Consider the following 25102-nt stretch of genomic DNA (forward strand, 5'->3'; position numbering starts at 1 on the left):
AAAATGAAACCTAAAAAAAGAAGACCTATCGAATGAAACCGATAGATCTTCTTAAGGGTAACTAATGTTACCAACACCAGTTGACACAGAGCCGTTTTTTTTTGTAGAAAACGACTGACTTTTATGCACAAAAGTGTCAATTAAATGCTAAAAAGCGAAGAAACGCTTCCGCGTCACTTCGCTCATATTATATAACATATTGTTCGCCCATCCGACTACTCAAAATCAACATCGTATGATCTTTACTTCGATCTTTGGCTAGATACCCATTTTCTAACTCAATCACTCTTGATGGCATTTTGTCTACCAAAGACTGATCATGCGTTGCCATGATAACGGTCGTACCCGTTTGATTGATTTTATGGAGTAGCTTCAAAATACCATATCCTGTATGAGGATCCAAATTTCCAGTTGGCTCGTCCGCTAAAAGGATCAGCGGATCATGAACGATTGCTCTAGCAATCGCAATTCTTTGTTGTTCCCCACCAGAACAATCTCTAGGAAAATCGAATACTTTATGCTTCAATCCAACTAATTCTAGTGCATCAACTACTCTACTTCTAATTTCATCCTCAGGATAGTTGGTAACTTCTAAGACATAGGCAATATTTTCATAAACTGTTTTGTATTGTAGGAGTTGATAATCTTGAAAAACAAATCCCATTTTTCTTCTCAGCTCATGAATACGATTTTCTTTTAGACTAGTGACCATGAAATCAGAAACCAATACTTGTCCCTGATTGACTTTTTCTTGACCAAATAGCACTTTGAGAAGTGTACTCTTACCAGAACCACTCTTACCTTTCAAGTAAACAAATTCTCCTGGTTCTACTTCTAAAGAAACTTGTTGCAATGCTTTAGTTCCATCTCTAAAGCGTTTGGATATATTATCTAAAATAATCATACTCTCACCATGACCTTTATCTTATCCGGAAACGACTCAACTGAACTGGTTAATTAAGGAAAACATGTCATCTGTACTTCTCGTAACTTGAGCATTTAATGAATAGGCTCTCTGTGTGACCATCATATCTGTAAATGATTGTGCAAGATCAACATTAGATCCTTCCACGAATCCAGATTCTATTCTTCCAAAAGCAGCTGGATTCTGCAAAGAACTGTAGACTGTTCCCTCTAATTCTGGGGCAATTCTAAAACCATTACTACCATCTGGAATTAATGCTTGAGGATTTTCAACATTATATAGTGGAACCGAACCTACAGAAATGAGTCCTTGATTACCGTTTTGAATCAACAATTCACCTGTACTACTGATTTGGAAATCACCCTCAGGCCAAGCATCCGCAGGAATCGTTAGGTTCGTTTCAAGAAACTGTCCTCTGGAATTCACAATTGCTTTATTTTCATCAAGTGTAAAGTCGCCATCTCTTGATAAAACACGTTCACCATTACTGTTTTGAACGCTAAAGTAACCTTCTCCATTGATAGACATTGCAAGTTTCGAACCTGTTTCAAATAAAGACCCTCTAGAAAAATCAGTTCCTGTAGTGGTGCTTTGGACCCCTCTGTTCAAACCCATATTTTGTGCACCTTCTCGAGTTGAAACATCAGGAGCAGTAATATCATTTACTAACAATTCTCTAAAACTAACCGTTTTTTGCTTGTATCCTAACGTGCTAGAATTTGCGATATTATGTGAAACTGTATCCAACTTATTTTGTTGTGCTTTTAAGCCACTTCTACTAATACTATAAGGAATATTCATTTTTGTCCTCCTATGCTTTTCCGACTTCTTGTGTAGCACGTTTCAGTGTATCGTCCATAGTGCGTAAAACCTTTTGATTCGCTTCGAATTCTCTAGATATTTGCATCATATCACTCATTACATCGACCATATCTACGTTAGATTGTTCGACAAAGCCTTGTGCTACCGAAAAGCCAGTCCCCATTGCTGCTCCATTGGCACCTTGAAATAATGTATCACCAACAGACGTTAACGCTGCTTGATCTTCAAAACTGGTGATATAAAGAAACTGGGGTGCATTTTGATCCGAAATCACAAAGCCATTTTGATCAATTGAAAAATCGTTTGGGCTAACAATAATCGGTTCTGTGGCACCATTACCTTGAATACCGAGCACAGTGTAACCTTCTTGTGTGACTAATTGATTTTCATCGTTCACAGTAAAATTACCGTTACGTGTATAATATAATTCGCCATTTGCACCTTGAACTGTAAAATATCCGTCTCCATTCAGCGCTACATCCGTTTTGTTATTCGTTCCCTGCAAAGCACCGTTACCAAAGTTACGATAAGCTTCATCTAATTGGTTCCCAAAAACGATCTGATCTGTCTCTCTTCTTAGGTTCAATTCTGGTCCTCTGGTGTAGTTATGTACATCAACCGGATCAGTCGTACTTGTGATCAAGTTTTGTGATTTATACCCCGGTGTCGTAACATTAGCCGTATTTGTTGCTAAATTCTTTTGTTTTTCAGTTAGCACATTGAAGTTTTTTGATAGCGTATCTAGTCCTCTAATCATTAGCGTAATCACTCTCCAGATTTTCTCTTAGTTTAAGTAGTGTTTTTCCATGAATTTGTGAAACTCTCGGTATACTAATATCGAAAATAAAAGCGACTTCCTTCATGGATAATCTTTCAACATAGATTAACTGAAGCATTTGCTTTTCTCTTTCGGACAACTTATCTACAGCGTTACTTAGATATAAAGATTGTTCTTGTTTCAAAATCGCATTATCTAATGAAGGACTATTCTGATCATCGAGCGCGTCTAAAATGGTCACTTCATTATCGGAATCTACATTGATTACTTCGTCTAAAGAAACGTAAGCTAATTGATGAACGGTATCGTGAATCCCTTCTAAATCTTTTTTTGTCAAACCTAGTTTTTGACAAACTTCCGCTTCAGTAGCATTTCTTCTAAATTCTAATTCTAATTCTTCTTTTGCTTTATAATAAGTGTTTAATTTAGCCATTCTAGAACGTGGTACGCGTGACGTTTTTCTGATTTCGTCAATAATGGCTCCCTTGATTCGAATATATGCATAATTCTCAAAAGGAACTTTTTGCGTCTCATCGTAGCGATCCAGCGCATCCATCAAACCAATGACGCCGATGTTCACCATATCTTCATGGTCATAGTCTTTATTCTTAATATTGATGTTGTGAACAACTTTATGCACGAGCGGCATATATTGAATCACCGTTTGATTACGATCTTCTACTTTCAACTGACAACGTCCTTTCTAATTATGTTCTATCCTTATATTTCAACCATTCCCACTGTTTCAAGGGCACAATCGTTGGGAACTTCATTCAGTGAGATAACAGACAATTCTGGAAAGTTAAACGCTATAAGATTTTTTATAGCCGGTCTAATTTTAGGGGCAGTCAATAATACATGTGGCACACCCTGAGCGTTTAGCATCGTATATTGCTGGTTAATACTATCAAAAAGTTTTGTTACCATCTGCGGTTGTAATACTGGTATTGAACCAGCAGATGATTTTTGTATACTTGTGCTAAGAATTTCTTCTGTTTCTGGATGGACTGTTAAGATATTCAGCGTACCTTGTTCATCTAAATGAGGTTTGATCACTGTTCTTTTTAGTGATTGTCTCACATATTCTGTCAACGTTTCATGATCTTTCGTTGTATGCCCATAATCAGCTAGTGTTTCTAAAATACTGACTAAGTCCGTTATTGCTACATCTTCTTGTAAAAGATTTTGAAGTACCTTTTGAACGTCTCCTAATTGGAGAATATCTGGTATCAATTCATCAATAACGACGTTGTATTGATCCTTGATCCCCTCAAGCAACTCTTTAACTTCTTGACGTCCCAGTAATTCATAAGCGTTTTTCTTGATGACTTCTTTTAAATGCGTGATTAAAACAGTTAACGGATCGACTACAGTAAAGTCATTTAGTTCAGCAATCTCTTTATTTTTATCGGTTACCCATAATGCGTCTAGGCCAAAAGCAGGCTCAATTGCTGGGATGCCCTCGAAATCAAATGTCTCATCTGCACCACCAGGCTCAACGACGAGGAAACGATCAGTATACAATTCACCAGAAGCGATGATATTCCCTTTGATTTTGATAACATATTCGTTTTGACCCATTTGAAGATTGTCACGAATCCTAATAGGATTCAATAAAATACCTTTTTCAAAAGATAATTGTTTGCGGACAGCCGCTATCTGATTGGTTAGATTTGATTCTTGATCTTCATTAGCTAAAGGTATCAAACCATAACCAATTTCGATCGAGATTCTATCTACTTGGAAACTGGAAACTGAATCTTCTTCTCTGACCACTGGTTGTTCAGCTTCAGCCATTTGTTGCAACTTATCTTGATCAGCAATTTCAGTTTTCTGACCTTCGTTAACTAAATAGCCCGTTACACCTAAGGCGATTGCTAAAATAAGAAAAGGCACAACTGGAAAACCAGGAATAATCGCAAAAGCAACCATCAGAGCTGAAACAATATACATAACTTGCGGAACGTTGAACAACTCTCTACCAATTGTATCTCCGAATCCTTTTTGATTCGATGTTCTCGTAACTAAAATACCTGAAGCAACAGAAATTAGTAAGGAAGGTATTTGACTTACGAGACCATCACCAATCGTTAATTTACCAAAGTGTTCAACTGCTTCTATAATTGAATAATTTCCTTGCATAGAATGGATGAGGATACCACCAATCAAGTTAATGACTGTAATCACAATTCCGGCGATTGCATCCCCTTTAACGAATTTACTAGCTCCATCCATAGCACCATAGAAGTTTGCTTCTTGTTCTAAATTAGATCTTCTCAGTTTTGCTTGTTTTTCATCAATCAAACCAGAATTCAAATCAGCATCAATTGCCATTTGTTTACCTGGCATAGCATCAAGTGTGAACCTTGCTGAAACCTCTGCAACTCGGCTCGCACCATTCGTTACAACTAAAACTTGAACTAGAACAATAATGATGAATAAAATAGCACCAACAATATAATTGTTACCTGCAACAAAATTGGCAAAAGTATCTATGACTTCACCAGCATCTCCTTGACTAAGGATGAGTCTAGTAGAACTGATATTCAATCCTAGTCGAAACATTGTTGTAACGAGCAACAATGTAGGAAAACTTAAGAAGTCTAATACTGAGTGAGTGAATAATGTCAGTACCAGTATCGTAATTGCTAACGATATGTTGACGACAAGCAATAAATCTAGAATAAAAGTAGGCATCGGGATCATGATGATTCCAATAATGGAAACAACGACGAATGCTATAAAAATATTCAAATAGTTTCCAATACCATTCTTCTTTGTAGTCGATACTTGATTCATGACCATTCTCCTCTTTTAGTCTACGTTAGATTTTATGTTTTTTCATTTTTTCTGCTTGGAAGATCAATGCGAGTATTTCTGCGATAGCTTGATATAATTCCATCGGTACCGGACTTCCGGCCTCTACATCTTTATAAAGCGCACGTGCCAATGGACGATTTTCAATCATTGGTACTTCTTTTTCTTTCGCACGTTCTTTCATTCTTTGGGCCATAATATCTTGTCCCTTAGCTAAAACAACTGGAACTTCATCTTTAGATTGATCATATCTAATCGCAATGGCAAAGTGAGTCGGGTTAGTAATAATGACCGTCGCTTCATCTACATCTGAGATTTTTCCACTCAATAGCTCACGGTAACGTGCTTTACGTTGAGCCTTAACTTGGGGGTCCCCTTCCATCTCTTTATATTCATCTTTGATTTCTTGCATAGACATCATCAATTCTTTTTTATGGGTATAGCGTTGGAAGATATAGTCACCAACACCTAGAATTGCTAGAAAAATAGCTAATATGAAACATAATCGAGAAACTGTGCCGATCATAAAAGTGAAAATTCTAGGTGTTCCAATATTCCCTGAATTCATAATTAAAACTGCAGAATCTTTCAGTGTCAATAAGGTAAAACCAACTACAATGAATAATTTAGATAGGTTCTTTATTAGACCAAACACGGCTTTTTTTCCGAAGATGTTCTTAAATCCAGAAATAGGATTGATTTTTTTCAAACTAGGCTTCAATGCTTCTCCACTAAACATGAATCCCACTTGAACCAAATTACCCACAACACCCGTTATAAACGCTATTATCAAAAACGGGGCTGAGATGACAATCAGATACATCATCGAAGTTATTCCGATACTGCCAAGTTCATTTTGTATATTGTCTACACTGAAACCTAATTTCAGCATATTATGTAAAAATACAAAGGTACGCTGAAAGACATAGGTAGAAAGAGCGGTAAAAGCTAACGCAAAACTTACGAATGATAAAGCGGAAGAAAGGTCCTGACTTTTAGGTACCTGTCCTTTTTTACGCGCATCCTGAAGCTTCTTTGGTGTGGGCTTTTCCGTTTTGCCATCTTTTTCTGCCATGTTCTCTCACCTCTCTTCATACCTTTAGAATGGTTACTTAATTGGATAGTGACTGAAGAAATTCATTCATATATTTGATCATCTCTGGAAAAACGCCAGAAATATTTTCCATTAACATCGGTAAGAAGAAAAACATAAACACGAGGCTTAATAGTATTTTCATGGGTATACCGAGAACCAATACATTTATTTGCGGTACTGTTCTTGAAATCAACGCAAGCGTCAATTCAGAAAGTAATGCAACAATGACGAAAGGAATCGCAAGATTGATTGCTACTTCAAATATGTAGCTAAACAGTTTCACAATCCCTTCAACGCCAAACTGTGTGAAATTTGTTTGTTCCAATGGAACATATTCAAAAGATTGCACTAAACTTCTTATCACATAATGATGAATATTAGAAATAAAGAAAATACCAATAGCTATCCAATAATAAATTCTTCCGAAATTCGAAGCACTTACGCCAATCGATGGATCATATAGCTGCCCCATAGAAAAGCCTACTTGAAAGTCAACTAACGTCCCCGCTATGTCAACGGCTGTAAAAAATAAAATGGTGATATAGCCCAATGCCATTCCGATAAATAATTCTTTAACACCAAGAAATAAAAATGTTATGACCGTAAATGATATGGGTTCTGGTTCGATTACACTAAGAACTGAAAAACTTAAAGCAAACGATAAAGCTAACTTAGAAACATTCGGAAAAGCCTTATTCGAGAAACCAGGACTCAATGTAAGAAACGTTGTGATCCGAATAAGAATGAGTAGGAAATACTGAAAGTCTTCTATCATCTTCTATCACAATCCAGCAATAATATTAAAGAGTCTTTCGGTAAATGACATCAACGTATTTAACATAAATGTACCGAGTAAGACTAAAGTCAGTAAGATCGCAAACAATTTAGGTACGAAACTTAATGTCTGTTCCTGAATTTGGGTGGTTGCTTGTAGGATGCTTACGACTAGACCGATGACAAGCGCAATGATCAGCACTGGTGCACCTACTCTTAGCATCACGAGGAAGGCATCTTGTAAAACATCTAAAACATTTTGCGTTGTCATTTAATCAGTCCTTTCTTTATTATCGATTAATAGAAGCTACTGATGAGAGATTCCACTACAAGATACCAGCCATCCACCATCACGAATAGTAATAGCTTAAAGGGTAGTGAAATCATTACTGGGGATAGCATGAACATCCCCATTGACATCAAGATACTAGCGACGACCACATCAATCACTAAGAAGGGAATGAAAATCAAGAAGCCAATAGTGAACGCTGTACGTAATTCACTAATTGAAAATGCTGGAATAATTGTCGTCAATGGTAAATCTAATGGTACGTCTGGATACTCATCACCAGATAATTCAACAAACAATTCTAAATCACTTGTTCTTGTTTGATCGAGCATAAAATTCTTTATTGGTATCTCCGCTTCTAGAAAAGCTTCCTCTCTCGTGAGTTCACCTTCTATCATTGGTGTCAGTGCTACATCGTTAACTTCTTGATAAACAGGTCTCATCACGAAAAGAGATAAAAACAATGCCAATCCAACTAATACTTGATTAGGTGGTGTTTGTTGTGTTCCTAGTGCATTTCGTGTAAAAGATAAAACGATAATCATTCGAGTAAAGCTAGTCGTCAATACTAAAAAAGAAGGAATTAAAGCTACGACGATAAGCAGTATGTATAAATCGATGACTTCAGAAGATTCACCCGTACTTGAAAATACATCTACTAAATTATCTACCATACGTTAATTCCTTCCTTAGTCATCTTTAAAAGAGTCGTTATATTTCGATTTTAACTTATTTAGTGCGTTTTTAAAACCATTAGTTAACTTTATTACATCAGTTTTTTCTTTCGTTGTCACATTTTGTTGATGAATGCGTTGTTGAAGGTCTTCTTTTTCTTGTTGTGAAAATTCTTTTATCACTTCACTACTTTGATCAGTGAAACTCATTAAGAAATATTGGTTTCCTACTTGAACGATACAGAGAGAAGAATTTTTGGATACAGGCACTCTTTCTATTATTTTAATGGCCTTACTGTTACCTTGATTAAGTTTATTCAACTTTTTCAATAAGTAATTCGCAAGTACAATAATAAATAGCAAAGCTGCCACCATCTGTGATATTTGGCTTAAATCCATTTTATTCTCCTTCTCTAGAACCGTTAATTTTGAGTCAAAATATTTGTGATATAAACTTCACTGATGATATCTTTACCAAATGATTGATTAATTCGATCGGTAATTTGTTGTTTTAAAACAAAAGAATCATCTTCTCTTTTTAACAATGAATCGATACTTTCATTAGAAACAACATAGATGACTGAATCTCTAACTTTTGCAATATCTTCATTAATTAATAATTCTGCATCTTCTTCGTAACTACTAACAGCAACTTCTAATTTTACCATAGCTGTATTTTGACCATTTTCATCTTCAACATTGATTAAAAATTCTTCCAATGGTACTTGAACTTCTACTGGTTCTGGCTCTTTAGTCAAGTTGCTAATGATTGGAATATTTTCTGCTCCACTTAATACTAAAACTCCTACTACTCCAGCTAATGCTAGAACAACAGTGACAAGTAAAATGATGATGAGTTTACTCTTCCCACCCTTTTTTTTATTGTCCACTTGAGTCGTTTGGTTCTCCGCCACTGTCTACTTCCTTTCTATCCTTATGCATAATAATAATGTTTACTCGACGATTCAATGCTCTATTCTCTGCTGAATCGTTAGCAACAATTGGTGAATGTTCTCCATAGCCTTTAGCCGACAAGCGATTAGGCGATAAGCCATTTTTTTCACTCAGGTATCTTAATACAGATACCGCTCTACCTGTTGATAACTCCCAGTTTGTGGGGAAACGAGCTGTATTCATAGGAACATCATCTGTATACCCCTCAACAACGATCTTGTTATCAAATAAATCGAACAGTCCTGATAAAGTTGCGAGGGTCTCTTCCCCAGAATCAGTGATATCTGCGCTACCAGATGTGAATAGAATGGATTCTTGTATATCTATATAGACCCCCTCAGCATCTCTAGAAATAGTCAAATCGGATTCTATCCCATTCTCTTCCATATAAACACTTGCCGTTTCATACAATTCTTGTACTTCTTGCGGTATCGCATCGGCTTCAGGTGTTGGCTCAACTTCGGGAATATCTACGGGGCTTGCTTGATTGATATCTGTGGTATTTAAATCCGATATTGATTGTCCATTTGTTTCTAAAAGTGAATCACTTGAACTACCTTCTAGCGCTACTCTTAAGGAGTCAGCTACCTCTTTAAACTTTTCTTCACTAACCGCTGACATTGAAAACAGAAGTATGAAAAAGGTCAGTAATAAAGACATTAAATCGGAAAAAGTTGTCATCCAACCCGGTGACCCACCTGCACTAGGTTTTTTTGATTTTCTAGCCATATCATCCCTCTTTTAACTTAATCTTTATCTCTCCGAAGCAACTACCGGCTCATTTTCATCTACTACAGGTTTCAGGGTTTTAGGTGAAACGAAACTTTGTAGTTTTTGTTCAATAACTCGTGGGTTTTCTCCTTTTTGTAAGGCCATAATCCCCTCAATGATCATCTCATTGGTCTTCAATTCATTTGCTGTTTGCATTTGAAGGTTTTTTGCAAGTGGCAGAAAAACAATATTTGCAAGAAAACTTCCGTAGAAAGTTGTCAGCAAAGCCGTTGCCATCCCAGCTCCAATTAGAGAAGGGTCTTGTAAATCTCCAAGCATCGCAATCAAACCGACTAACGTACCAATCATCCCAAAAGCTGGAGCGTATTCTCCCCACTTCAAGAAAACTTCGTGGCCTATTGAATGTCTTTCTTCGGTTTGTTCAAGCTGTACATTCATTAATTCTCGGATAGTATCTTCATCAGATCCATCAACGACCATTTCTAATCCATATTTCAACAAAGGATACTGTACTTCTTTTATTTCTCCTTCAATTGAAAGAATGCCTTCAACTCTTGATTTTTTTGTGATCTCTGTGATTTTATCAATCAATGCTAAGCGATCATTATCCGGTGTCATCAATAATTTTTTAACTAAACTTGGAACTGTTTTTATTGTATCGACCGGGAAACTGATCAGCAACGCACAGAAAGATCCTACTAGTGTAATAATGAGGGATGGAACATCCAAAAACCGCAATAATGAACCACTTGTTGACATAGCATAGAGAATCAACCCTATCCCTGCAATCATTCCAATAATTGGAACTAAACTTCTTTTCATTTGTGTACCTCCAGTAACTGGTTATAAATCTCTCTTTTGTAGTCAACAACTTTCTGCTTAACTTCTTCAGGGGTTTCTCGAACCCATATTGTTTTTTGATCTATTAGGGTGATCAATGTATCATATTCTCGTTCGACTTTATAAATCAAATCGGAATTTAGATAAAATGACTTACCTATTAAAGATTGTAGTAAAATCATACAGCATCCTCTTTCCATTTAGCCGTTCAGCGTTAATCAATCAATTAACGTTTAAGGTTAATCAATTCTTGAAGCATCTCATCAGAAGTTGTAATACTACGAGAGTTTGCTTGATATGCTCTACTTGTTACGATCATTTCAGTAAACTCAGTAGCTAAGTCGACATTTGACATTTCATTGAAGCCAGAACGTACAAGCCCAAAGCCATCATCAGCTGGTCCACCTAGTACTGGTTGACCAGAGTTACTTGTAGCGTTGTACATATTACTACCTGCTTTTTCAAGGCCATCAGGATTAGCGAAATTTGAAAGTGCTAATCTACCGAGAATGTAGGTATTGCCATCACTATAAGTTGCTTTGATTGTGCCGGTATTATCAACATTGTAGTCTTGTAAACTAATTTGTTGACCATTGACTGTTAAAGTCTGATTAACGACGATTTCACTAAGGTTACCAGGTAAATTATTATTGAATCCTTCTTCTGGTTGCACACCATTAGGAACATAACCCATTATTTTATAGCCATTTGCAGTTGTCAAGTTCGCTTCGTTATCCAAGTAGAAGTTACCGTCACGCGTATAATTCACGTTTGCAGCATCTCCGTTTTCACTAACAACGAAGAAAGATTTGTCGCCATTTTGAATAGCAAAGTCCAAGCTACGTCCAGAGTACTGTAACGAGCCTCCTTGCATCAACATACCCGTTGAAGCAACTTGTGTACCTAAACCAACTTGTTGTGCATTAATACCACCACGGCCATTTGCATTTGGACCTTGCGCAGAAGCATTTGTTTGAGAAATCATATCTTGGAAAGTAACTTTTTGAGATTTGAATCCAGTTGTATTGACATTAGCGATATTATTAGAAATAACATCCATTTTAGTTTGTTGACCTTTCATGCCTGTAATACCTGAGTATAAAGATTTTAACATGAGTATTCCTCCTAGTGTTTCTATATGAGTTAATATATTTGAGATGTCTCCAAATCAATCGGTCATTGGAGATCAGCCTCTTTTCAGTCCAGCTTCTACATCTCGTTAGTCAATTGATTTTTTTACTTGTATTGCACTGTCTATATTGGTAACTTCATTCATATCAGTAGATTTCAATGCAGTAATCACTTTTCGGTTTTGAACACTGGCAATTAATGCCAAGTCATCATATAAAATCAACGATTGTTTAGAGCCTTTATCTGCTAATGTTTGAACCGCTTCATCAAGTTTTGTTAGATCTGCTTCATTTAATGTGAAGCCATGTTGATCGAGTCTTTTTTGTGCGTGATTTGAGAAAGTAACGTGTTCTTCCAAATCTGTTTTACTAAGTGCATCTTCTAATAGTGAATCAAATTGATGATGATTAACGGAGAGTGATTTTTTAGGTAATTTCATATGATTCGACGAACGTGCAAGAGGATCAAATCGATTCTCGATCATCTTAAGCACCCACCTCAATAATATTATTTAAAGCGTACTGTGTACCATTAACTTGAACTGTTGCATAACCATTGTCAAAACGAACCTTTTCTACTGCACCTGATACCATTTGATCTGCTTCAGTTTTAAGGGTTACTTGTTTTCCAACCATTCCTACAGCTTGTTGTTGTTGGGTCATTAGCATGGTCGTTTGCATAGTATCCGTCAACTCTTGCATGGAGTTCAGCATACCGAATTGAACCATTTGACCGATATAGTCAGTTTCATTACCGCCACTACCACCACTGCCGCCATCAAGAGAAGGCATGCTCATTGCTTTAGAAATGATGGTTAAGAATTGTTCCATATCTAAATCTGAATTTTTTTTCGTTTCTTCATCTGGAGCAAGCTGATTTAAAGAGCCAATCGTCATTTGAGAAGGAATTATCATTTGTTTCACTCCTTTCTTGGCACTAGGCCATTACATTTAAACTTCCTGGAACTGTTGCAGGTTTATCTGTTCCTTCTACTATATCTGCTTCTACTTCTTTGTCTGTAGCATAGCCTTTTTTAGGCTTAGGATGTTCTGAGAAAGCAGATTGCTGTTGTTCTGAGAAATTGAATCCGGCGTTAAATGATTGTTGAACTTGTTGAACCGTTACTTCGATTTTATCAAGTTTTAACAGTTGACTCGGTTGAAGTAGGGCTTGTGCTTTAAATTGCTTCTCTACCATCGTTTTTGCTTCTTCTGTAGCAACAACCATTCTTCCAACCAATTGTTTATCAACCATCTCGACTTCTACTGTCATCTTCCCAAGCGTTTCAGGTGTGAGCTGAACAGTTGACTTCATCGTATCTGGCTTTCCAGGTTGTTGAATTTTCTCAGTTATCATTGTACGAATAACATCCAGTTCTTCTTTGGCGATGACTGGTTGTGCTTGCGGAATCTCAACTGTTTCTGTTGATGTAAAAGAATTTGTTGTTGAGCGTATAACCTCATTCACATTGAATGTCTTCATTTCAGTAGACTGTTCTGGTTGTTCGATCTTTGATGTTAGTTGATTCGCTTGTAAAACTTGCTTATTAGCATTGTTCTCTTCTGTTAATGTGATTGTATTAAGCGTAGTTTTTAACGTTTCCTCATTCGAGACTTTCTCTTCTGGTATTTCTGGTATAACCGGTTCTTCAACTAGAGGTTTTCTATTGAGTTGGTTTAAATATGTACTCAGTTCTGGACCTTTCGTCTCAGGGGATGCATTCATTACAACCGAAGTCATCATTTCATCCAGTTCACTTAAAGCGACTATAGCGCGCTCACTTAGTGTGGAATCATTCATTTGCTCAGTTGTTTTTGCTATTGTTGCTGCTTGACCATGTACAGCGTCCCACACGTTTTTTTGATAAAAGACAGGATGTTCGATTTTTTCTCCTAGATGAGAAAGCTTAGATACGGTCTCCATAGGTTCTAGCTCGATTTTCTTTTCAGTCTCTATTTGTGCAAGCAACTGATCAATAACAGCTTTCTCTTTTGGTGTTAATGCAACATTAGATAAATTCTTTTCAATCAATGTAGGAACCATCTCTTTGTCAATTCCCAGAGACGTTGCGATCGTTGTCTCCTGTTGAAGCATTTCCATTACAAATGGGGGAATCATTGGCATCAGATTCTCTTCTGTTTTCTCACTTAATCGCTTATCTTCTATCAAGCCTTCCGCTTCTTTGTCTTCTTTTTTCGAAAAAGCGGTTAAAGAGTCTTGCTCCCCATCAGACTTATCTGATTGTTGCTGATTTAACATTGATTCGAACAAGTGACCATCGGTTTCAATCTTTTCAGTAGTTTTTACTGTTTCAGAAGATTGAATCGTTGAAACTTGAATTTGACTGCCCATGTTGTTCACCTCCTTTCAATATAATTGCCTTAAAGAGATTACATACCCAGCTTAGGCGTCAATACGATATTTCTTCCATACTGTAAGGTTGAAATTTCATCTAACTGTTTTTGTTCTTCTTTTTTTAGTGCTTCTGAGTGTACAAAACGCTCTTTTTCTTCTAGTTTCATCATCATTCGTTTATTTCGATTGGCTAACTGTAATTTTTCTTTAGTTATTTTTAGCTCGTTTTCTACTCCATGAATGTTGTTCTTTTGTTGGATGATCTTATCGTCTAAAAGATCTTTGTAAAGGCTATGTCTTCTAACAGCGTTAATGTCTGATTTAAATAAATTATCGCTTTTTACTTTTCGACTATCTTTCAATAGTGTTTCTAAAAACTGTTGTTCTTTCGATAATTTCATTTCTACTGCTTTCACTTCTTGCTGAGCAGCTTCTTCTAAATCCTCACGCCAATCAAGAATTTTACCCATTGAAAACTGATATGCCTGCATACTTATTCTCCTTATCGAATCGGATGAGCTGAGAAGACGGCGTTAAGCTCATCTAGTGTCTCTTCAAATGTATATGACTCTGTTGTTTTTTGCTTCAAGAAATTCTTGATTGGCTGATTTAATCTGACAGCCTGATCGACGATTGGATTTGAACCTTTTTGATATGCACCTACATCAATAAGATCTTTAGAATCGTTATAACGAGTAAGGTTCTCTCTAAGTTTTCCAGCTAGTTCATGTTGCTCCGGACTGACTAATTCTTTCATTAATCGACTTAAGCTATTTGAGATATCGATTGCAGGATAGTGATTCTCTGAAGCAATTTTCCTTGAAAGAATGATATGACCATCTAAGATCCCACGAACTGAATCGGCAATCGGTTCATTCATATCGTCTCCTTCGACAAGAACGGTATAAAAAGCTGTGATTGAACCGTCTTGAGAAGTTCCGCTTCGCTCTAATAACTTTGGAAGTGTTGTGAATACTGAAGGTGTATATCCTTTACTTGTTGGCGGCTCACCAGTTGCTAAACCAATCTCTCGTTGAGCCATTGCCACACGTGTTACTGAATCCATCATCAGAACCACTTTTTTTCCTTGATCTCTGAAATACTCAGCAATAGCCGTTGCCACATAAGAACCTTTTAATCTGACTAACGGTGGCATATCAGATGTAGCACAAACGACTACAGACTTTTTATACCCTTCTTCACCAAGATCATTTTCTATAAACTCAAGCACTTCTCGTCCACGTTCACCAATCAAACCGATAACGATCACATCTGCATCCGAGTATCTCGCCATCATACCTAGTAATGTAGACTTACCAACACCAGAACCAGCGAAAATCCCCATACGTTGACCTTCACCGACCGTTAATAGTCCATCAATTGCTTTAACACCAGTAGTCATCACATTCTTGATTTTCTTTCTTTTAAATGGATCTGGTGATGAACGACTCACTTGGTACATTTTGCCTCCAGTCAATCGCTCTTCAGTTAATGGTCGTCCTAGACCATCAAGTGTCATACCCAGCATGTCGTCAGATACTTCAACTTTCAGTGTTTTGCGTGTAGGTCTCACAAGACATCCCGGTCCAATACCTTCCAATTCATCCAGCGGCATCAGCAGCACCGTCTCATCGACGAAACCAACAACTTCACTCAGCACCATCTTATCTGTCGACTTGATATTGATTTCGCAGACTTCGCCGATAAATGCGTCTAAGCCGTCTACTTTAATAATCAGACCAATTACTTGACTCACTTTACCTTGCTTCAATGTGTAAGTGTTTTTGTTAAGTGTCTCGTGGTACTTTTGGAATGGGATATCAATCATTAAACACTACGCTCCATTTCTTTCATCTCTTTTAGCATGGATTCTAATTGGGCATTGATCTGTAAATCTATCACTTTATGTGCACTCTCTACAATACAGCCATATGGTTCGATCATTGGATCTTGTAATATAGCGAATCTAACGCCAATATATTGACTTTTCAAACTCGCTAATTTAGCTTGAATAGTATTTTTAGCATCAGGATGAACAGTAATTGAAATAAAGTCTTCCTCACGATCTAATTGATGTAAGATAGGGTGCACGAGAGATAATAAATCTTCATCGTGTTGGTCGATCTGATCATGAACGATCTTTTCTGCCATGTGTATTGACAACGCTAGTAGTGCTTCTTTCTTTTCTTCCGTGTACTGTTCAATCTCAAATTGTGCTTGAGTAATCAAGTCACGTCCTTGTTGTTTCAGCATTTCGCTTTCTTGCGTGCCTGCTTCAAACCCTTCTTTCATTCCAAGAGTGTAACCTTCTTGATAGCCCTCTTCTTTACCGGATTGAAACCCCGTCTGATAGGCTTGTTGCTTGATTGCCTCAGCTTCTTCTTTCGCTGCTTCGATCAACTCTTCTTGTTTGGAGTAGGCATGATTCAAAATACGCTTTTTCTCAGCTATTGCTGCTTCTTCATTTTCATCTAATACTTCTTCTGAAAAGTCATCAGTGTCCGAGAGGACGGTGTCAATAACCCACGCGTCCTCTGACTGTTCAATATGCTGATGATTGTTCGATTTGATGATTTTACTCGACGATAGCATCTTGTTCGCCCCTCATGATGTATACTTCACCTTGTTCGTCTAAGCGACGAATAACTGTAACGATTTTCTGTTGTGCTTCTTCAACTGCAGATAGTCTAGCAGGCCCGAGGAACTGCATATCTTCTTTGAGTGTGTCCACTGCTCTAGCAGATAGGTTATCAAAGATAAAGTCACGCAACTCGTCTGATACGCCTTTGAGCGCCAATATAAGATCGTCGTGATTGACTTCGCGCAATACTTTTTGAACATCTGCTTTTTGAAGAGAGACAATATCTTCGAATGTAAAGAGACTTGCTTTGATTTCTTCAGCCAATACAGGTTGTCTTTCTTCAAGTTCGGCAACAATGGTTTTCTCAGTTGTACGTCCAACTTGATTCAAGATATCTACAAGTGTATTCACGCCACCTACATTTTCTGTTTCATTCTCAACATAAGAAGAAAATTTACTCTCAATGACTTTTTCTATTTTTTCAATGATTGCTGGAGAAGTATTGCTGATTGTACCGATTCTTTCGGCTATTTCAGTTTGCTTTTCTTGCGGAAATTGAACTAGAATCTGAGCAGCCTTATCTGGTTGCATATAACATAGAATCAATGCAACGGTTTGAGATTGCTCACCCAATAGTAGATTAGTCAATTGTTGAGGATCAGCTTTTCTAGCAATATTGAATGGTCGTTCGCGTAGCTGAATTTGATTCAACATATCGATAACTTCTTTTGCTCTATTTGTTCCTAGCGCTTTGTTTAACAAAGTTTTGGCATAATCAATACCGCCATCTAAAATGTATTCTCTAGCTTGAGACATTTCTAAAAATTCATCTACAATGGCTTCTCTGTCTTCTCTACTGACATGATCAATATTTGCTATCTCGTAACTGACCTTTTGAATGTATTGGTCCGGCAATTGTTTCATGATTTGCGCAGACGTTTCGGGGCCCAACGCAATCATGAAGATAGCTGCTTTTTTTATACCTTCAATTTTAGATTTTGCTTTATCATCTATTACATCTGCCATCGTACCCCTCCTATTCTTTCAACCAAATTTTCATCAGTTCAGCAGCAAGTTCTGGATTTTGTTTTGCTTCTTCCCTAACAAGATCTTCTTTGTCACTCATGACTTTATTTTGTTGTTTTTTACGTTCGATATTGAGATCAACTGGCGCTGGTTCAACAGGTTCTAATTTAACAGGTTGTTCAGCGGTCGTTTGTGTTTCGTAAACAGGATCAAATTCATCAAACTCATCTTTTCTTCCTCGTTTAAGAATAGAAAGAATGGCGATACCCAGGATAAGCAGGATGATTGAACCAATCATAAATGGCCAGTATCTCTTGAAGAAAATCATCGTCTCTTCCATGAAGTCACCTTCCCCAATAGCTGGAATTTCTTCATTGCCAGCAAATGCCATCGCTTCAATCGTTACATCGCCAACGATCGTATCTACTTGGCTATCTAATCCTAAAGCACGTCTGACAATCGGAACTAATTGATTTTGAGCAATCACTGCATCACCCGTTTGGTTAATTACGATTGACGCATCAATCGCTTCTACAACACCAGGTGCTCTGACATAGCGTTCTGTATTTTGATCTAGCTCATAATTAATCGTACGGTCATAAGAAGCGTTTTGTCCGTCTTCTGCATCTGCATCATCTGCCACAGGCAGTTGTCCCTCTTCAATCAATCCTTGAAGCATATCATTAGCACCATTGTAGTTCTCAGTCTGGCTTCTAATTAATCCTTCTCGTTCAGGATCTTCATCACTATCTGGATCGATCATTGGTGCGGTATACGTGACTGTCTCGCCTTCAACCGCATCAAAGTTCATCGCTGCATTTACGACAACTCGTATATTATTTGCACCATAGACAGGCGCTAGTAATTCATTAATTCTTTTTTCTAAATCATCTTCGTAACTCTTTTGTACAGATAATTGCTGATTCGAAATGTCTGTTGCACCAATCGCATTTTCACTATCTTGTAAAAAGCCACTTAATAAATTTCCATTTGCGTCGATAATTTGAATGTTACTGACTGGTAGATTATCTACAGCCCCTGAAACTAATGAAGCAATACCTTGAATGTTTTGAGTAGTTAACTGACTTGCACCGCGGGTTTGCAATACGATAGAAGCTGACGCTTCACTTTCATACTCAGGATTTTGGAATATACTTTCTTCTGGAATGGATAACATCACTTTTGCTGACTCCACTTGTTGTATAGAAGAAATAGATCTTTCAAGCTCTCCTGTCACGGCTCTTTGGTACATAATTTCGCGATCTTGATCTGTTGCCATCATATTTGTATCGTCAAAAATCTCAAAACCAGTTGAACTCTGTGGCATCAAACCAGTGGTTGCTACTTCAAGACGATATTGATCAACCATTTTTTCATCAATCAAAATCGTCGTTCCGCCATCTTCTAACTTATAGAGAATACCTTCTGTTTCAAGATTTTCTACTATTGCGCCAGCGTCTGCTTCTTCTAGATTTGAAAATAAAACCGTGTATTGCTTTCTCTGTGACAGGTATCCTAAAATAGCCAATATAATTGAAGCAGCGATTACAATCGCAATCAATTTCTTTCTTTTACTCGCTTCAAGGTTTATCCATCCACTTCGTAAGCTACCCCAAATATCTTTAAACTTGTCCATAAGCGTAATCTCCCTTTAAGCTGATCATTCTAACTTAGAACTGCATATTTTTTATTTCGTTATATGCTTCAAGTGCTCTATTTCTAAATTGAACAGCAACATCTAGAGAAATCTGTGCTTCTGTCGTTTTCATCATAACTGTGTGCAGGTCATCAGCTGTTCCATCTACCAATGATTCAACTGCTTGAGTAGATTCCGCTTGTTTTTGTTCTAAGCTTTGTAAAGCATTTGAAAGTACATTATTGAAAGCGTCTGTATCTTCTTTAGGTAGTTCTGCTTTTTGAGAAGCACCATTCAGTTGCGTAAGAGCATTTGAATAGAGCTGATTTAATGCATTGATTTCTGCCATTGTTTAATTCCTCTCTTGTAAACGATAAACGTTTACTTCCCGATTTCTAAAGCTCTTTTTAGTAAGTCTTTGTTATTATTCATTGCAGTAACATTTGCATCATACGTTCGCATAGCTGTCATCATTTCTACCATTTCATCAGCCATATCTACGTTAGGATACGCAACGTAACCATTTTCATCTGCATCAGGGTGTTCCGGTTCAAATACGATCTTGACATTTTCTTCATCTGCATTGATACCTGTCACACGAACGCCAGCACTGTTTGTTCTTGTTTCTCCGTTAAATCCAGAAGTTTGTCTTCTAAAACTCTCTTCGAACGCAACTTGTTGTTTTATGTACGGGCCTTCTCCATTCTCGGTCCTTGTAGTATTAACATTGGCGATATTCGTTGAAATTGTATCTAGCTTGAATCGCTCTAAAGTTAAACCACTTGCATTAATTCTCATTCCATCAAAAATTGACATGTTCTGCTAGCTCCTTTATTTATCTTAATACAGAACGAAGCATGTTATATTGTGCGCTAGTTTGGTTAACAAGTGCTTGATAGTGAATAGAATTCGCAGCTAATTCCGACATTTCTGTATCAATGGCTACATTATTTCCATTCTCTCCCACTCGATTTCCTTCTTGCCTCAATACTTTACCCGTTACGTTATTTTTATCATCAATACCAAAGTGACGATCATGCGTTTTCCATAATCCCGATCCGTCCATTGTTTGTCTCAATACGGATTCAAATTCAACACGTTCAGCTTTAAACCCTGGTGTATTTACATTAGCGATATTATTAGAAACAACTTCTTGTCTAAGATTAGTAGCATCTAGTGCTCTGTGTAATAAATTGATATTTTGATAATCCATCAAGGTTCCTCCATCAAATGATAGTAATTATTCTTAATTAAGTTATTCCGAGAAAATGCTTCTTTTACTGGGACGTCTATAAGTGTAATTTAGTGTTGAAAAACTTTCAATCCATATTTTTTTTGATAAAATGTTTTTTCGCCTGATTTTGTGAACATTCTCAGCTTTTTCCTAATTCGAGATAACACTTTTTTCAGAAAGTGAAACACCTGAATATTTGCTTTACCGTATGATATCAACACTTTGATGTCACCCAATACACTTCATGGTGTTTATAGCTGTTAATTTTGTCATAGAAAAACAATCGTTATTTTGTCACATTTTAAATAATGTAAACAAATGACAGTTTTGTGAACGTATGTTGCTAAACGGTTACAAGCACATATTATCAAGGCTAGAAGCTTAGTTAAGGCATTATCTTGATAGGTTGTCAATAAAAACCGAATAAAAATATAGTTACAATAGAACAAAGACATTGTTATTTTATATACAATAATTGAAACCTTTTGAGGAAATACATAAAAATACGCAAAAAAAAAGACCAGCAATTAAATGCTGGCCCATGCTTCTAATAGTTCGCTTAAAATCGTTCGACATCCAACCATTTTTTCGACATCTTTTTTTAGATTAGCCTGTAGCAACTGGTTCAATAAATATTCATATAGGTTTTCAAGTTCACTAGCAATTTGGTTCTCGCCACCTTGATGGTTTAGTGAGTTCTGGAGTTCAGCCACAATATCTTGTGCTTTAATTAAATAGCGATTAACTTTTTCAAGATTGCCTTGCTCAATAGCTAGCTCTGCTAGGCGAATATTTTTAATTGCTCCTTCGTAAAGTAAGACAACTAATTGTTTAGGTGAAGCTGTTTGAATTTGATTTGTTTTATAGACATTTGATGCATTACCGTAACCCATGATTGTACTCCTTATCTTCTATTAAGCCTGTCTGTCCAGAAACATCGATTCGTTTTGGTCCATATATCCATTGATCATTTGATTTTTCTTGTTAACTTGATCCATTTGCTTTTTCACTGTTTGATTTTCTTTTTCAATCAATTTCAATAACTCTCTATGTTTATTCACTATTTCAACCCAAACATCACGATAATTAACAGAGAAATTTGAAATCTCTTCATCACTTAACTGATCATCTAGTGCATTTATATCAGTGATTAGTAATTCTACTTCTGCAAGTACATCAACAGCAGATTCAAGCGTTTGATTAAATGACTCATACGTATTGTAAAGATTTAAAAGTAATGTTTTCTTTTTTTGTAGTAATTGATTTTGAATTACCATACTCTTTCCTTTCAGACTTAGCTTTCATTACCGCCCATTTGTCCCATCATGAACTGTAATTGCGATTCGGCTTGCATCATAGCGGTATCTAATGCAGTAAATTGTTTAATATACTGTTCACGTTTAGTAGCGATTCGTTTATTAAAGCTATCAATCCGTTGATTAACATCTTTGATCAAACGATCATACGTATCATTTTTTGTTTTGATGATACCAGATGAACTTGAGATATACTCGTTAACTAAAGAGCGTGCTGAATTAGCAAAGCCTGTAACTTTTGTTTCAGTACTTGTAGTTTCTACACCAGCATCGTCTGTAGCTGTACTAGTAATCTTCTCAGCATCATTGAAGAACTTCTCTACATCTTTGGGATTCTTCTCAAGCGTCTCAACAAACTTCGTCTTGTCAAAAGAGGCTTTTCCGTAACGATCAATTTCTACACCTAAATCTTGTAAGTTTTTGACTGACTCAGAAGATGTTGTCATATTACGTGTAAACATACTTCTTAAACTAGACTGTAATCTTGAAAGTGAACTATCTCCTACTAGCGTACCCGTTTTATTATTTTCGGCAGAAGGATCTCCTACAGACATTTGCTGATCAATAAATGAGTTTACAGAATTATACTGGTCTACTAATTCTTTCATAGCATCAGCCGCTTTATCTGAATCGTTCGTAATAGAGATCTTATCAGATTCATTTGCACCGTGAACTTTTTTGAGGTTTAGTGTGACACCATCAAGAACGTCTGTGACCGTATTACTATCTTTCACGATTTTCAGTCCATCTACTTCAAACTCAGCTTGTTGACCTTCTGAGTAAGTAGTCGTGCTAGAATTAAGTCCAAGTGCTGTTGAAGCATCTCCACTAACTGAGATAGATTTTTTCCCAGAGTCTGCATGTGTCAAAATCAAACGATTATCCACAATACTTGCTTTTACTTTAGATTTGTCAGATTCTGCATTAATTTTATCACGCACGTCTTTCAAACTATCTTCGTTCGTAATATCATATTCAAATGTTACCGGTTCTTGTGTACTACCTTCTTCACCGACAACCGTTTTAAAGCTACCACTATCAATGGTAAGTTTACCGCTAATATTCAATTGATCGGATACTGAATTTATAGGAAGTTTATCCCCCGTTAAACGAGTGCTTGTTGCCAATTGTGTCACTTTAAGATCATATTCACCTGTCGTCGCAGTGCTCTTCGCAGTAGCTGATACATTTTTATCTCCAGACAATGTAACAGTTTTAGAATTGAATGTATCTGGTTTTTTCATGTTATCTAACTTTGTATATAGATTATCTAAACGGCCATTGACGTCTTTCCAAGCTGTTTGTTGTTTTTGATATTTATCTTTCTGATTCGTAAAACGAACACCTCGAGAGGATTCAGCTTGTATCAATTGCTCTACTGTCGCCATATCGATACCAGAATAAGTACCCATAATATTCATTGCACTCATTTAATCACTCCATTCTGTCTACTATTAATCCTGACCATTCCCAAATACCCGCAATAATATCTAACATCTTTTCAGGGGGGATTTCACGCAAAACTTCTCTTGTATTGATATCTACTAACTCTACTAATGTTCGCCCTGTGCCATCATGCTTTCTAAATGAAAGCTGCGTATTAACACGTTGCATAACATCTTCCGCTTCAAGTATCCATTGGTTGATTTCTTTTTCTGTTGGTGGTTTTTTGACTAAATTTTCTTGTTGATCGGTTCTTCTGACTTCTCTAATAGGCTGTATCGGCTCTACGTAAGAGTGTCCAGTTAATGATATCGTACTTTTGCTATGTTGTAAAACTCTATCGACAGTACTTATTGTATTTTGTGAACTTATTCGTTGATTCACATTATCAACTCCTGTAATCGTTTAAGCTATAAACGAAAATTCCGAAAAAATTTAGAGAATCTTCGTTTATAGCTCATATGTAAAACAAAACCGAAGCTGGAAAAACCAGCTTCGATGTCTGAATGATGATACTATTATCCCAATAGTTGAAGAACGCCTTGAGGCATTTGGTTTGCTTGCGCAAGCATTGCTGTTGAAGCTTGAGAAAGGATGTTTGATTTCGTGAAGCTCATCATTTCTTCAGCCATATCAACGTCACGAATACGTGAGTTCGCTTCAGATAAGTTTTCTTTAGTTGTTGTTAGGTTGTTGATTGTGTGATCTAAACGGTTTTGGTTCGCGCCTAAGTTTGAACGTTGTTCAGAAACTTGTTTGATTGCTGCATCGATAACGTTGATGGCTTCACTATGGTCGCCAGGAACTGCTGCTGCAGTTTCGTTACCACCTCCGTCAACTACTGCTGGTGTACCCACGACATCAATACCAGAAAGTTTTGTGCCAGTTGCGCCATCTAAACCTAAATTAGCTGAATTCATAGCTGAAATATTTACAGTTAATGTATCCGCTGATCCAGTGTTAGATCCAATTTGTAATTTAAATGTAGATTGGCTATCTGCATTAGTAGATACAGATCCATCTAACAATGTTTTACCATTGAATTGAGTTGTACTAGCAATACGGTCTACTTCTTTGTTTAATTCATCGATTTCTGATTGAATCGCAGATAAATCGTCAGTACTGTTTGTTTCGTTACCTGCTTGAACAGAAAGATCACGCATACGGTTTAGGATTGAATGTGTTTCGTTCAATGCACCTTCGGCTGTTTGGATCAATGAGATCCCATCTTGAGCATTACGAGTAGCTTGGTTCAAACCTGAGATTTGGTTTTTCATTTTCTCAGAGATTGAAAGTCCTGCTGCATCGTCGCCTGCTTTGTTGATTCTTAGTCCAGATGATAGTTTAGCTAATGAACCACTCTTCGCAGTATTTGCTTGTGACAAACGAGAGTAGGTATTCATTGCTGCTGTATTTGTATTTATACGCATGTTGTTTTCCTCCGTTTTTAAGTAAGATCGTTGTTGTCTAACTATACTATCGTCATGAACCCTATTTGTTTAAGTGTTTATTAAAAAAAAGTCGAAACTGAATTTTCAGCTTCGACTTTACGTTTAAAATGATTAACCCAATAGTTGTAGAACACCTTGAGGCATTTGGTTTGCTTGTGCAAGCATTGCAGTTGAAGCTTGAGAAAGGATGTTTGATTTCGTGAAGCTCATCATTTCTTCAGCCATATC

At 36.8% G+C, this 25102-nt stretch carries 32 protein-coding genes; all 32 read right to left on the reverse strand.

What is annotated here, in order from left to right; all coding sequences use genetic code 11:
• Nucleotides 1–187: 187 nt before the first annotated feature.
• Complete coding sequence (gene ftsE, locus J5J05_RS01770; RefSeq protein ID WP_208558973.1) at nucleotides 188–904, reverse strand: cell division ATP-binding protein FtsE; 717 nt, start codon at nucleotides 902–904, stop codon at nucleotides 188–190.
• 36 nt (nucleotides 905–940) lie between these two features.
• On the reverse strand, nucleotides 941–1726 hold the full coding sequence (locus tag J5J05_RS01775; RefSeq protein WP_208558974.1) for a flagellar hook-basal body protein: 786 nt from the start codon (nucleotides 1724–1726) through the stop codon (nucleotides 941–943).
• 10 nt (nucleotides 1727–1736) lie between these two features.
• Nucleotides 1737–2504: a flagellar hook-basal body protein gene (locus J5J05_RS01780; protein WP_208558975.1), complete on the reverse strand. Its 768-nt coding sequence runs from the start codon at nucleotides 2502–2504 to the stop codon at nucleotides 1737–1739.
• The gene (locus J5J05_RS01785; protein ID WP_244244572.1) at nucleotides 2497–3213 is read right to left on the reverse strand and encodes a sigma-70 family RNA polymerase sigma factor; all 717 of its coding nucleotides are present in this window, start codon (nucleotides 3211–3213) and stop codon (nucleotides 2497–2499) included. The genes J5J05_RS01780 and J5J05_RS01785 overlap by 8 nt, the downstream gene beginning before the upstream one ends.
• A gap of 32 nt (nucleotides 3214–3245) precedes the next feature.
• Nucleotides 3246–5324: a flagellar biosynthesis protein FlhA gene (gene flhA / locus J5J05_RS01790; protein WP_208558976.1), complete on the reverse strand. Its 2079-nt coding sequence runs from the start codon at nucleotides 5322–5324 to the stop codon at nucleotides 3246–3248.
• A 25-nt stretch (nucleotides 5325–5349) separates the two neighbouring features.
• On the reverse strand, nucleotides 5350–6417 hold the full coding sequence (gene flhB, locus J5J05_RS01795) for a flagellar biosynthesis protein FlhB (RefSeq protein WP_208558977.1): 1068 nt from the start codon (nucleotides 6415–6417) through the stop codon (nucleotides 5350–5352).
• A gap of 37 nt (nucleotides 6418–6454) precedes the next feature.
• Nucleotides 6455–7213 (reverse strand): flagellar biosynthetic protein FliR, encoded by a 759-nt coding sequence (gene fliR, locus J5J05_RS01800; RefSeq protein WP_208558978.1) that lies wholly within the window; start codon nucleotides 7211–7213, stop codon nucleotides 6455–6457.
• A gap of 6 nt (nucleotides 7214–7219) precedes the next feature.
• Nucleotides 7220–7483 (reverse strand): flagellar biosynthesis protein FliQ, encoded by a 264-nt coding sequence (gene fliQ, locus J5J05_RS01805; RefSeq protein WP_208558979.1) that lies wholly within the window; start codon nucleotides 7481–7483, stop codon nucleotides 7220–7222.
• A gap of 26 nt (nucleotides 7484–7509) precedes the next feature.
• Nucleotides 7510–8175: a flagellar type III secretion system pore protein FliP gene (fliP, locus tag J5J05_RS01810; protein ID WP_208558980.1), complete on the reverse strand. Its 666-nt coding sequence runs from the start codon at nucleotides 8173–8175 to the stop codon at nucleotides 7510–7512.
• A gap of 15 nt (nucleotides 8176–8190) precedes the next feature.
• On the reverse strand, nucleotides 8191–8574 hold the full coding sequence (gene fliO / locus J5J05_RS01815) for a flagellar biosynthetic protein FliO (RefSeq protein WP_208558981.1): 384 nt from the start codon (nucleotides 8572–8574) through the stop codon (nucleotides 8191–8193).
• A gap of 23 nt (nucleotides 8575–8597) precedes the next feature.
• Nucleotides 8598–9089 (reverse strand): flagellar basal body-associated FliL family protein, encoded by a 492-nt coding sequence (locus J5J05_RS12930; protein ID WP_208558982.1) that lies wholly within the window; start codon nucleotides 9087–9089, stop codon nucleotides 8598–8600.
• Nucleotides 9055–9858 (reverse strand): flagellar motor protein MotB, encoded by an 804-nt coding sequence (locus J5J05_RS01825; protein WP_208558983.1) that lies wholly within the window; start codon nucleotides 9856–9858, stop codon nucleotides 9055–9057. The genes J5J05_RS12930 and J5J05_RS01825 overlap by 35 nt, the downstream gene beginning before the upstream one ends.
• Nucleotides 9859–9882: 24 nt before the next feature.
• Nucleotides 9883–10683, reverse strand: a complete 801-nt coding sequence (locus tag J5J05_RS01830) for a motility protein A (protein ID WP_208558984.1) — start codon at nucleotides 10681–10683, stop codon at nucleotides 9883–9885.
• Nucleotides 10680–10883 carry a flagellar FlbD family protein gene (locus J5J05_RS01835; RefSeq protein WP_208558985.1) on the reverse strand — a complete coding sequence of 68 codons (204 nt, stop codon included), beginning with the start codon at nucleotides 10881–10883 and terminating at the stop codon, nucleotides 10680–10682. The genes J5J05_RS01830 and J5J05_RS01835 overlap by 4 nt, the downstream gene beginning before the upstream one ends.
• Nucleotides 10884–10927: 44 nt before the next feature.
• The gene (locus tag J5J05_RS01840; RefSeq protein ID WP_208558986.1) at nucleotides 10928–11815 is read right to left on the reverse strand and encodes a flagellar hook-basal body complex protein; all 888 of its coding nucleotides are present in this window, start codon (nucleotides 11813–11815) and stop codon (nucleotides 10928–10930) included.
• Nucleotides 11816–11920: 105 nt separating this feature from the next.
• Nucleotides 11921–12316 carry a flagellar biosynthesis protein gene (locus J5J05_RS01845; protein ID WP_208558987.1) on the reverse strand — a complete coding sequence of 132 codons (396 nt, stop codon included), beginning with the start codon at nucleotides 12314–12316 and terminating at the stop codon, nucleotides 11921–11923.
• Between the two features lies 1 nt (nucleotide 12317).
• Nucleotides 12318–12746, reverse strand: a complete 429-nt coding sequence (locus tag J5J05_RS01850) for a hypothetical protein (RefSeq protein WP_208558988.1) — start codon at nucleotides 12744–12746, stop codon at nucleotides 12318–12320.
• A gap of 22 nt (nucleotides 12747–12768) precedes the next feature.
• Entirely contained in the window at nucleotides 12769–14184 is a 1416-nt protein-coding gene (locus J5J05_RS01855; RefSeq protein ID WP_208558989.1) for a flagellar hook-length control protein FliK, read from the reverse strand.
• Between the two features lie 38 nt (nucleotides 14185–14222).
• Entirely contained in the window at nucleotides 14223–14678 is a 456-nt protein-coding gene (fliJ, locus tag J5J05_RS01860) for a flagellar export protein FliJ (RefSeq protein ID WP_208558990.1), read from the reverse strand.
• A gap of 11 nt (nucleotides 14679–14689) precedes the next feature.
• Nucleotides 14690–16015 carry a flagellar protein export ATPase FliI gene (fliI, locus tag J5J05_RS01865; RefSeq protein WP_208558991.1) on the reverse strand — a complete coding sequence of 442 codons (1326 nt, stop codon included), beginning with the start codon at nucleotides 16013–16015 and terminating at the stop codon, nucleotides 14690–14692.
• Nucleotides 16015–16779: a FliH/SctL family protein gene (locus J5J05_RS01870; RefSeq protein ID WP_208558992.1), complete on the reverse strand. Its 765-nt coding sequence runs from the start codon at nucleotides 16777–16779 to the stop codon at nucleotides 16015–16017. Before J5J05_RS01870 ends, fliI begins: the two co-directional genes overlap by 1 nt.
• The gene (gene fliG, locus J5J05_RS01875; protein ID WP_208558993.1) at nucleotides 16763–17794 is read right to left on the reverse strand and encodes a flagellar motor switch protein FliG; all 1032 of its coding nucleotides are present in this window, start codon (nucleotides 17792–17794) and stop codon (nucleotides 16763–16765) included. The genes J5J05_RS01870 and fliG overlap by 17 nt, the downstream gene beginning before the upstream one ends.
• 10 nt (nucleotides 17795–17804) lie before the next feature.
• Entirely contained in the window at nucleotides 17805–19430 is a 1626-nt protein-coding gene (gene fliF / locus J5J05_RS01880) for a flagellar basal-body MS-ring/collar protein FliF (protein WP_208558994.1), read from the reverse strand.
• Between the two features lie 34 nt (nucleotides 19431–19464).
• Nucleotides 19465–19779: a flagellar hook-basal body complex protein FliE gene (gene fliE, locus J5J05_RS01885; protein WP_208558995.1), complete on the reverse strand. Its 315-nt coding sequence runs from the start codon at nucleotides 19777–19779 to the stop codon at nucleotides 19465–19467.
• A gap of 32 nt (nucleotides 19780–19811) precedes the next feature.
• Nucleotides 19812–20246 carry a flagellar basal body rod protein FlgC gene (flgC, locus tag J5J05_RS01890; protein ID WP_208558996.1) on the reverse strand — a complete coding sequence of 145 codons (435 nt, stop codon included), beginning with the start codon at nucleotides 20244–20246 and terminating at the stop codon, nucleotides 19812–19814.
• A 19-nt stretch (nucleotides 20247–20265) separates the two neighbouring features.
• Nucleotides 20266–20643 (reverse strand): flagellar basal body rod protein FlgB, encoded by a 378-nt coding sequence (gene flgB / locus J5J05_RS01895; RefSeq protein ID WP_208558997.1) that lies wholly within the window; start codon nucleotides 20641–20643, stop codon nucleotides 20266–20268.
• Nucleotides 20644–21191: 548 nt separating this feature from the next.
• The gene (gene fliS / locus J5J05_RS01900) at nucleotides 21192–21557 is read right to left on the reverse strand and encodes a flagellar export chaperone FliS (RefSeq protein ID WP_208558998.1); all 366 of its coding nucleotides are present in this window, start codon (nucleotides 21555–21557) and stop codon (nucleotides 21192–21194) included.
• A 21-nt stretch (nucleotides 21558–21578) separates the two neighbouring features.
• Complete coding sequence (locus J5J05_RS01905) at nucleotides 21579–21941, reverse strand: hypothetical protein (protein WP_208558999.1); 363 nt, start codon at nucleotides 21939–21941, stop codon at nucleotides 21579–21581.
• Between the two features lie 17 nt (nucleotides 21942–21958).
• The gene (fliD, locus tag J5J05_RS01910; RefSeq protein WP_208559000.1) at nucleotides 21959–23410 is read right to left on the reverse strand and encodes a flagellar filament capping protein FliD; all 1452 of its coding nucleotides are present in this window, start codon (nucleotides 23408–23410) and stop codon (nucleotides 21959–21961) included.
• A 4-nt stretch (nucleotides 23411–23414) separates the two neighbouring features.
• Entirely contained in the window at nucleotides 23415–23807 is a 393-nt protein-coding gene (locus tag J5J05_RS12720; RefSeq protein ID WP_208559001.1) for a flagellar protein FlaG, read from the reverse strand.
• A gap of 134 nt (nucleotides 23808–23941) precedes the next feature.
• Complete coding sequence (gene hag / locus J5J05_RS01920; RefSeq protein WP_208559002.1) at nucleotides 23942–24853, reverse strand: flagellin Hag; 912 nt, start codon at nucleotides 24851–24853, stop codon at nucleotides 23942–23944.
• A 132-nt stretch (nucleotides 24854–24985) separates the two neighbouring features.
• The coding region (locus J5J05_RS01925; protein WP_279633275.1) for a flagellin at nucleotides 24986–25102 on the reverse strand (117 nt) is incomplete at its 5' end.

It is taken from the genome of Marinilactibacillus kalidii (assembly GCF_017599325.1).
In the GTDB taxonomy this organism is placed as follows: Bacteria; Bacillota; Bacilli; order Lactobacillales; family Carnobacteriaceae_A; genus Marinilactibacillus; species Marinilactibacillus kalidii.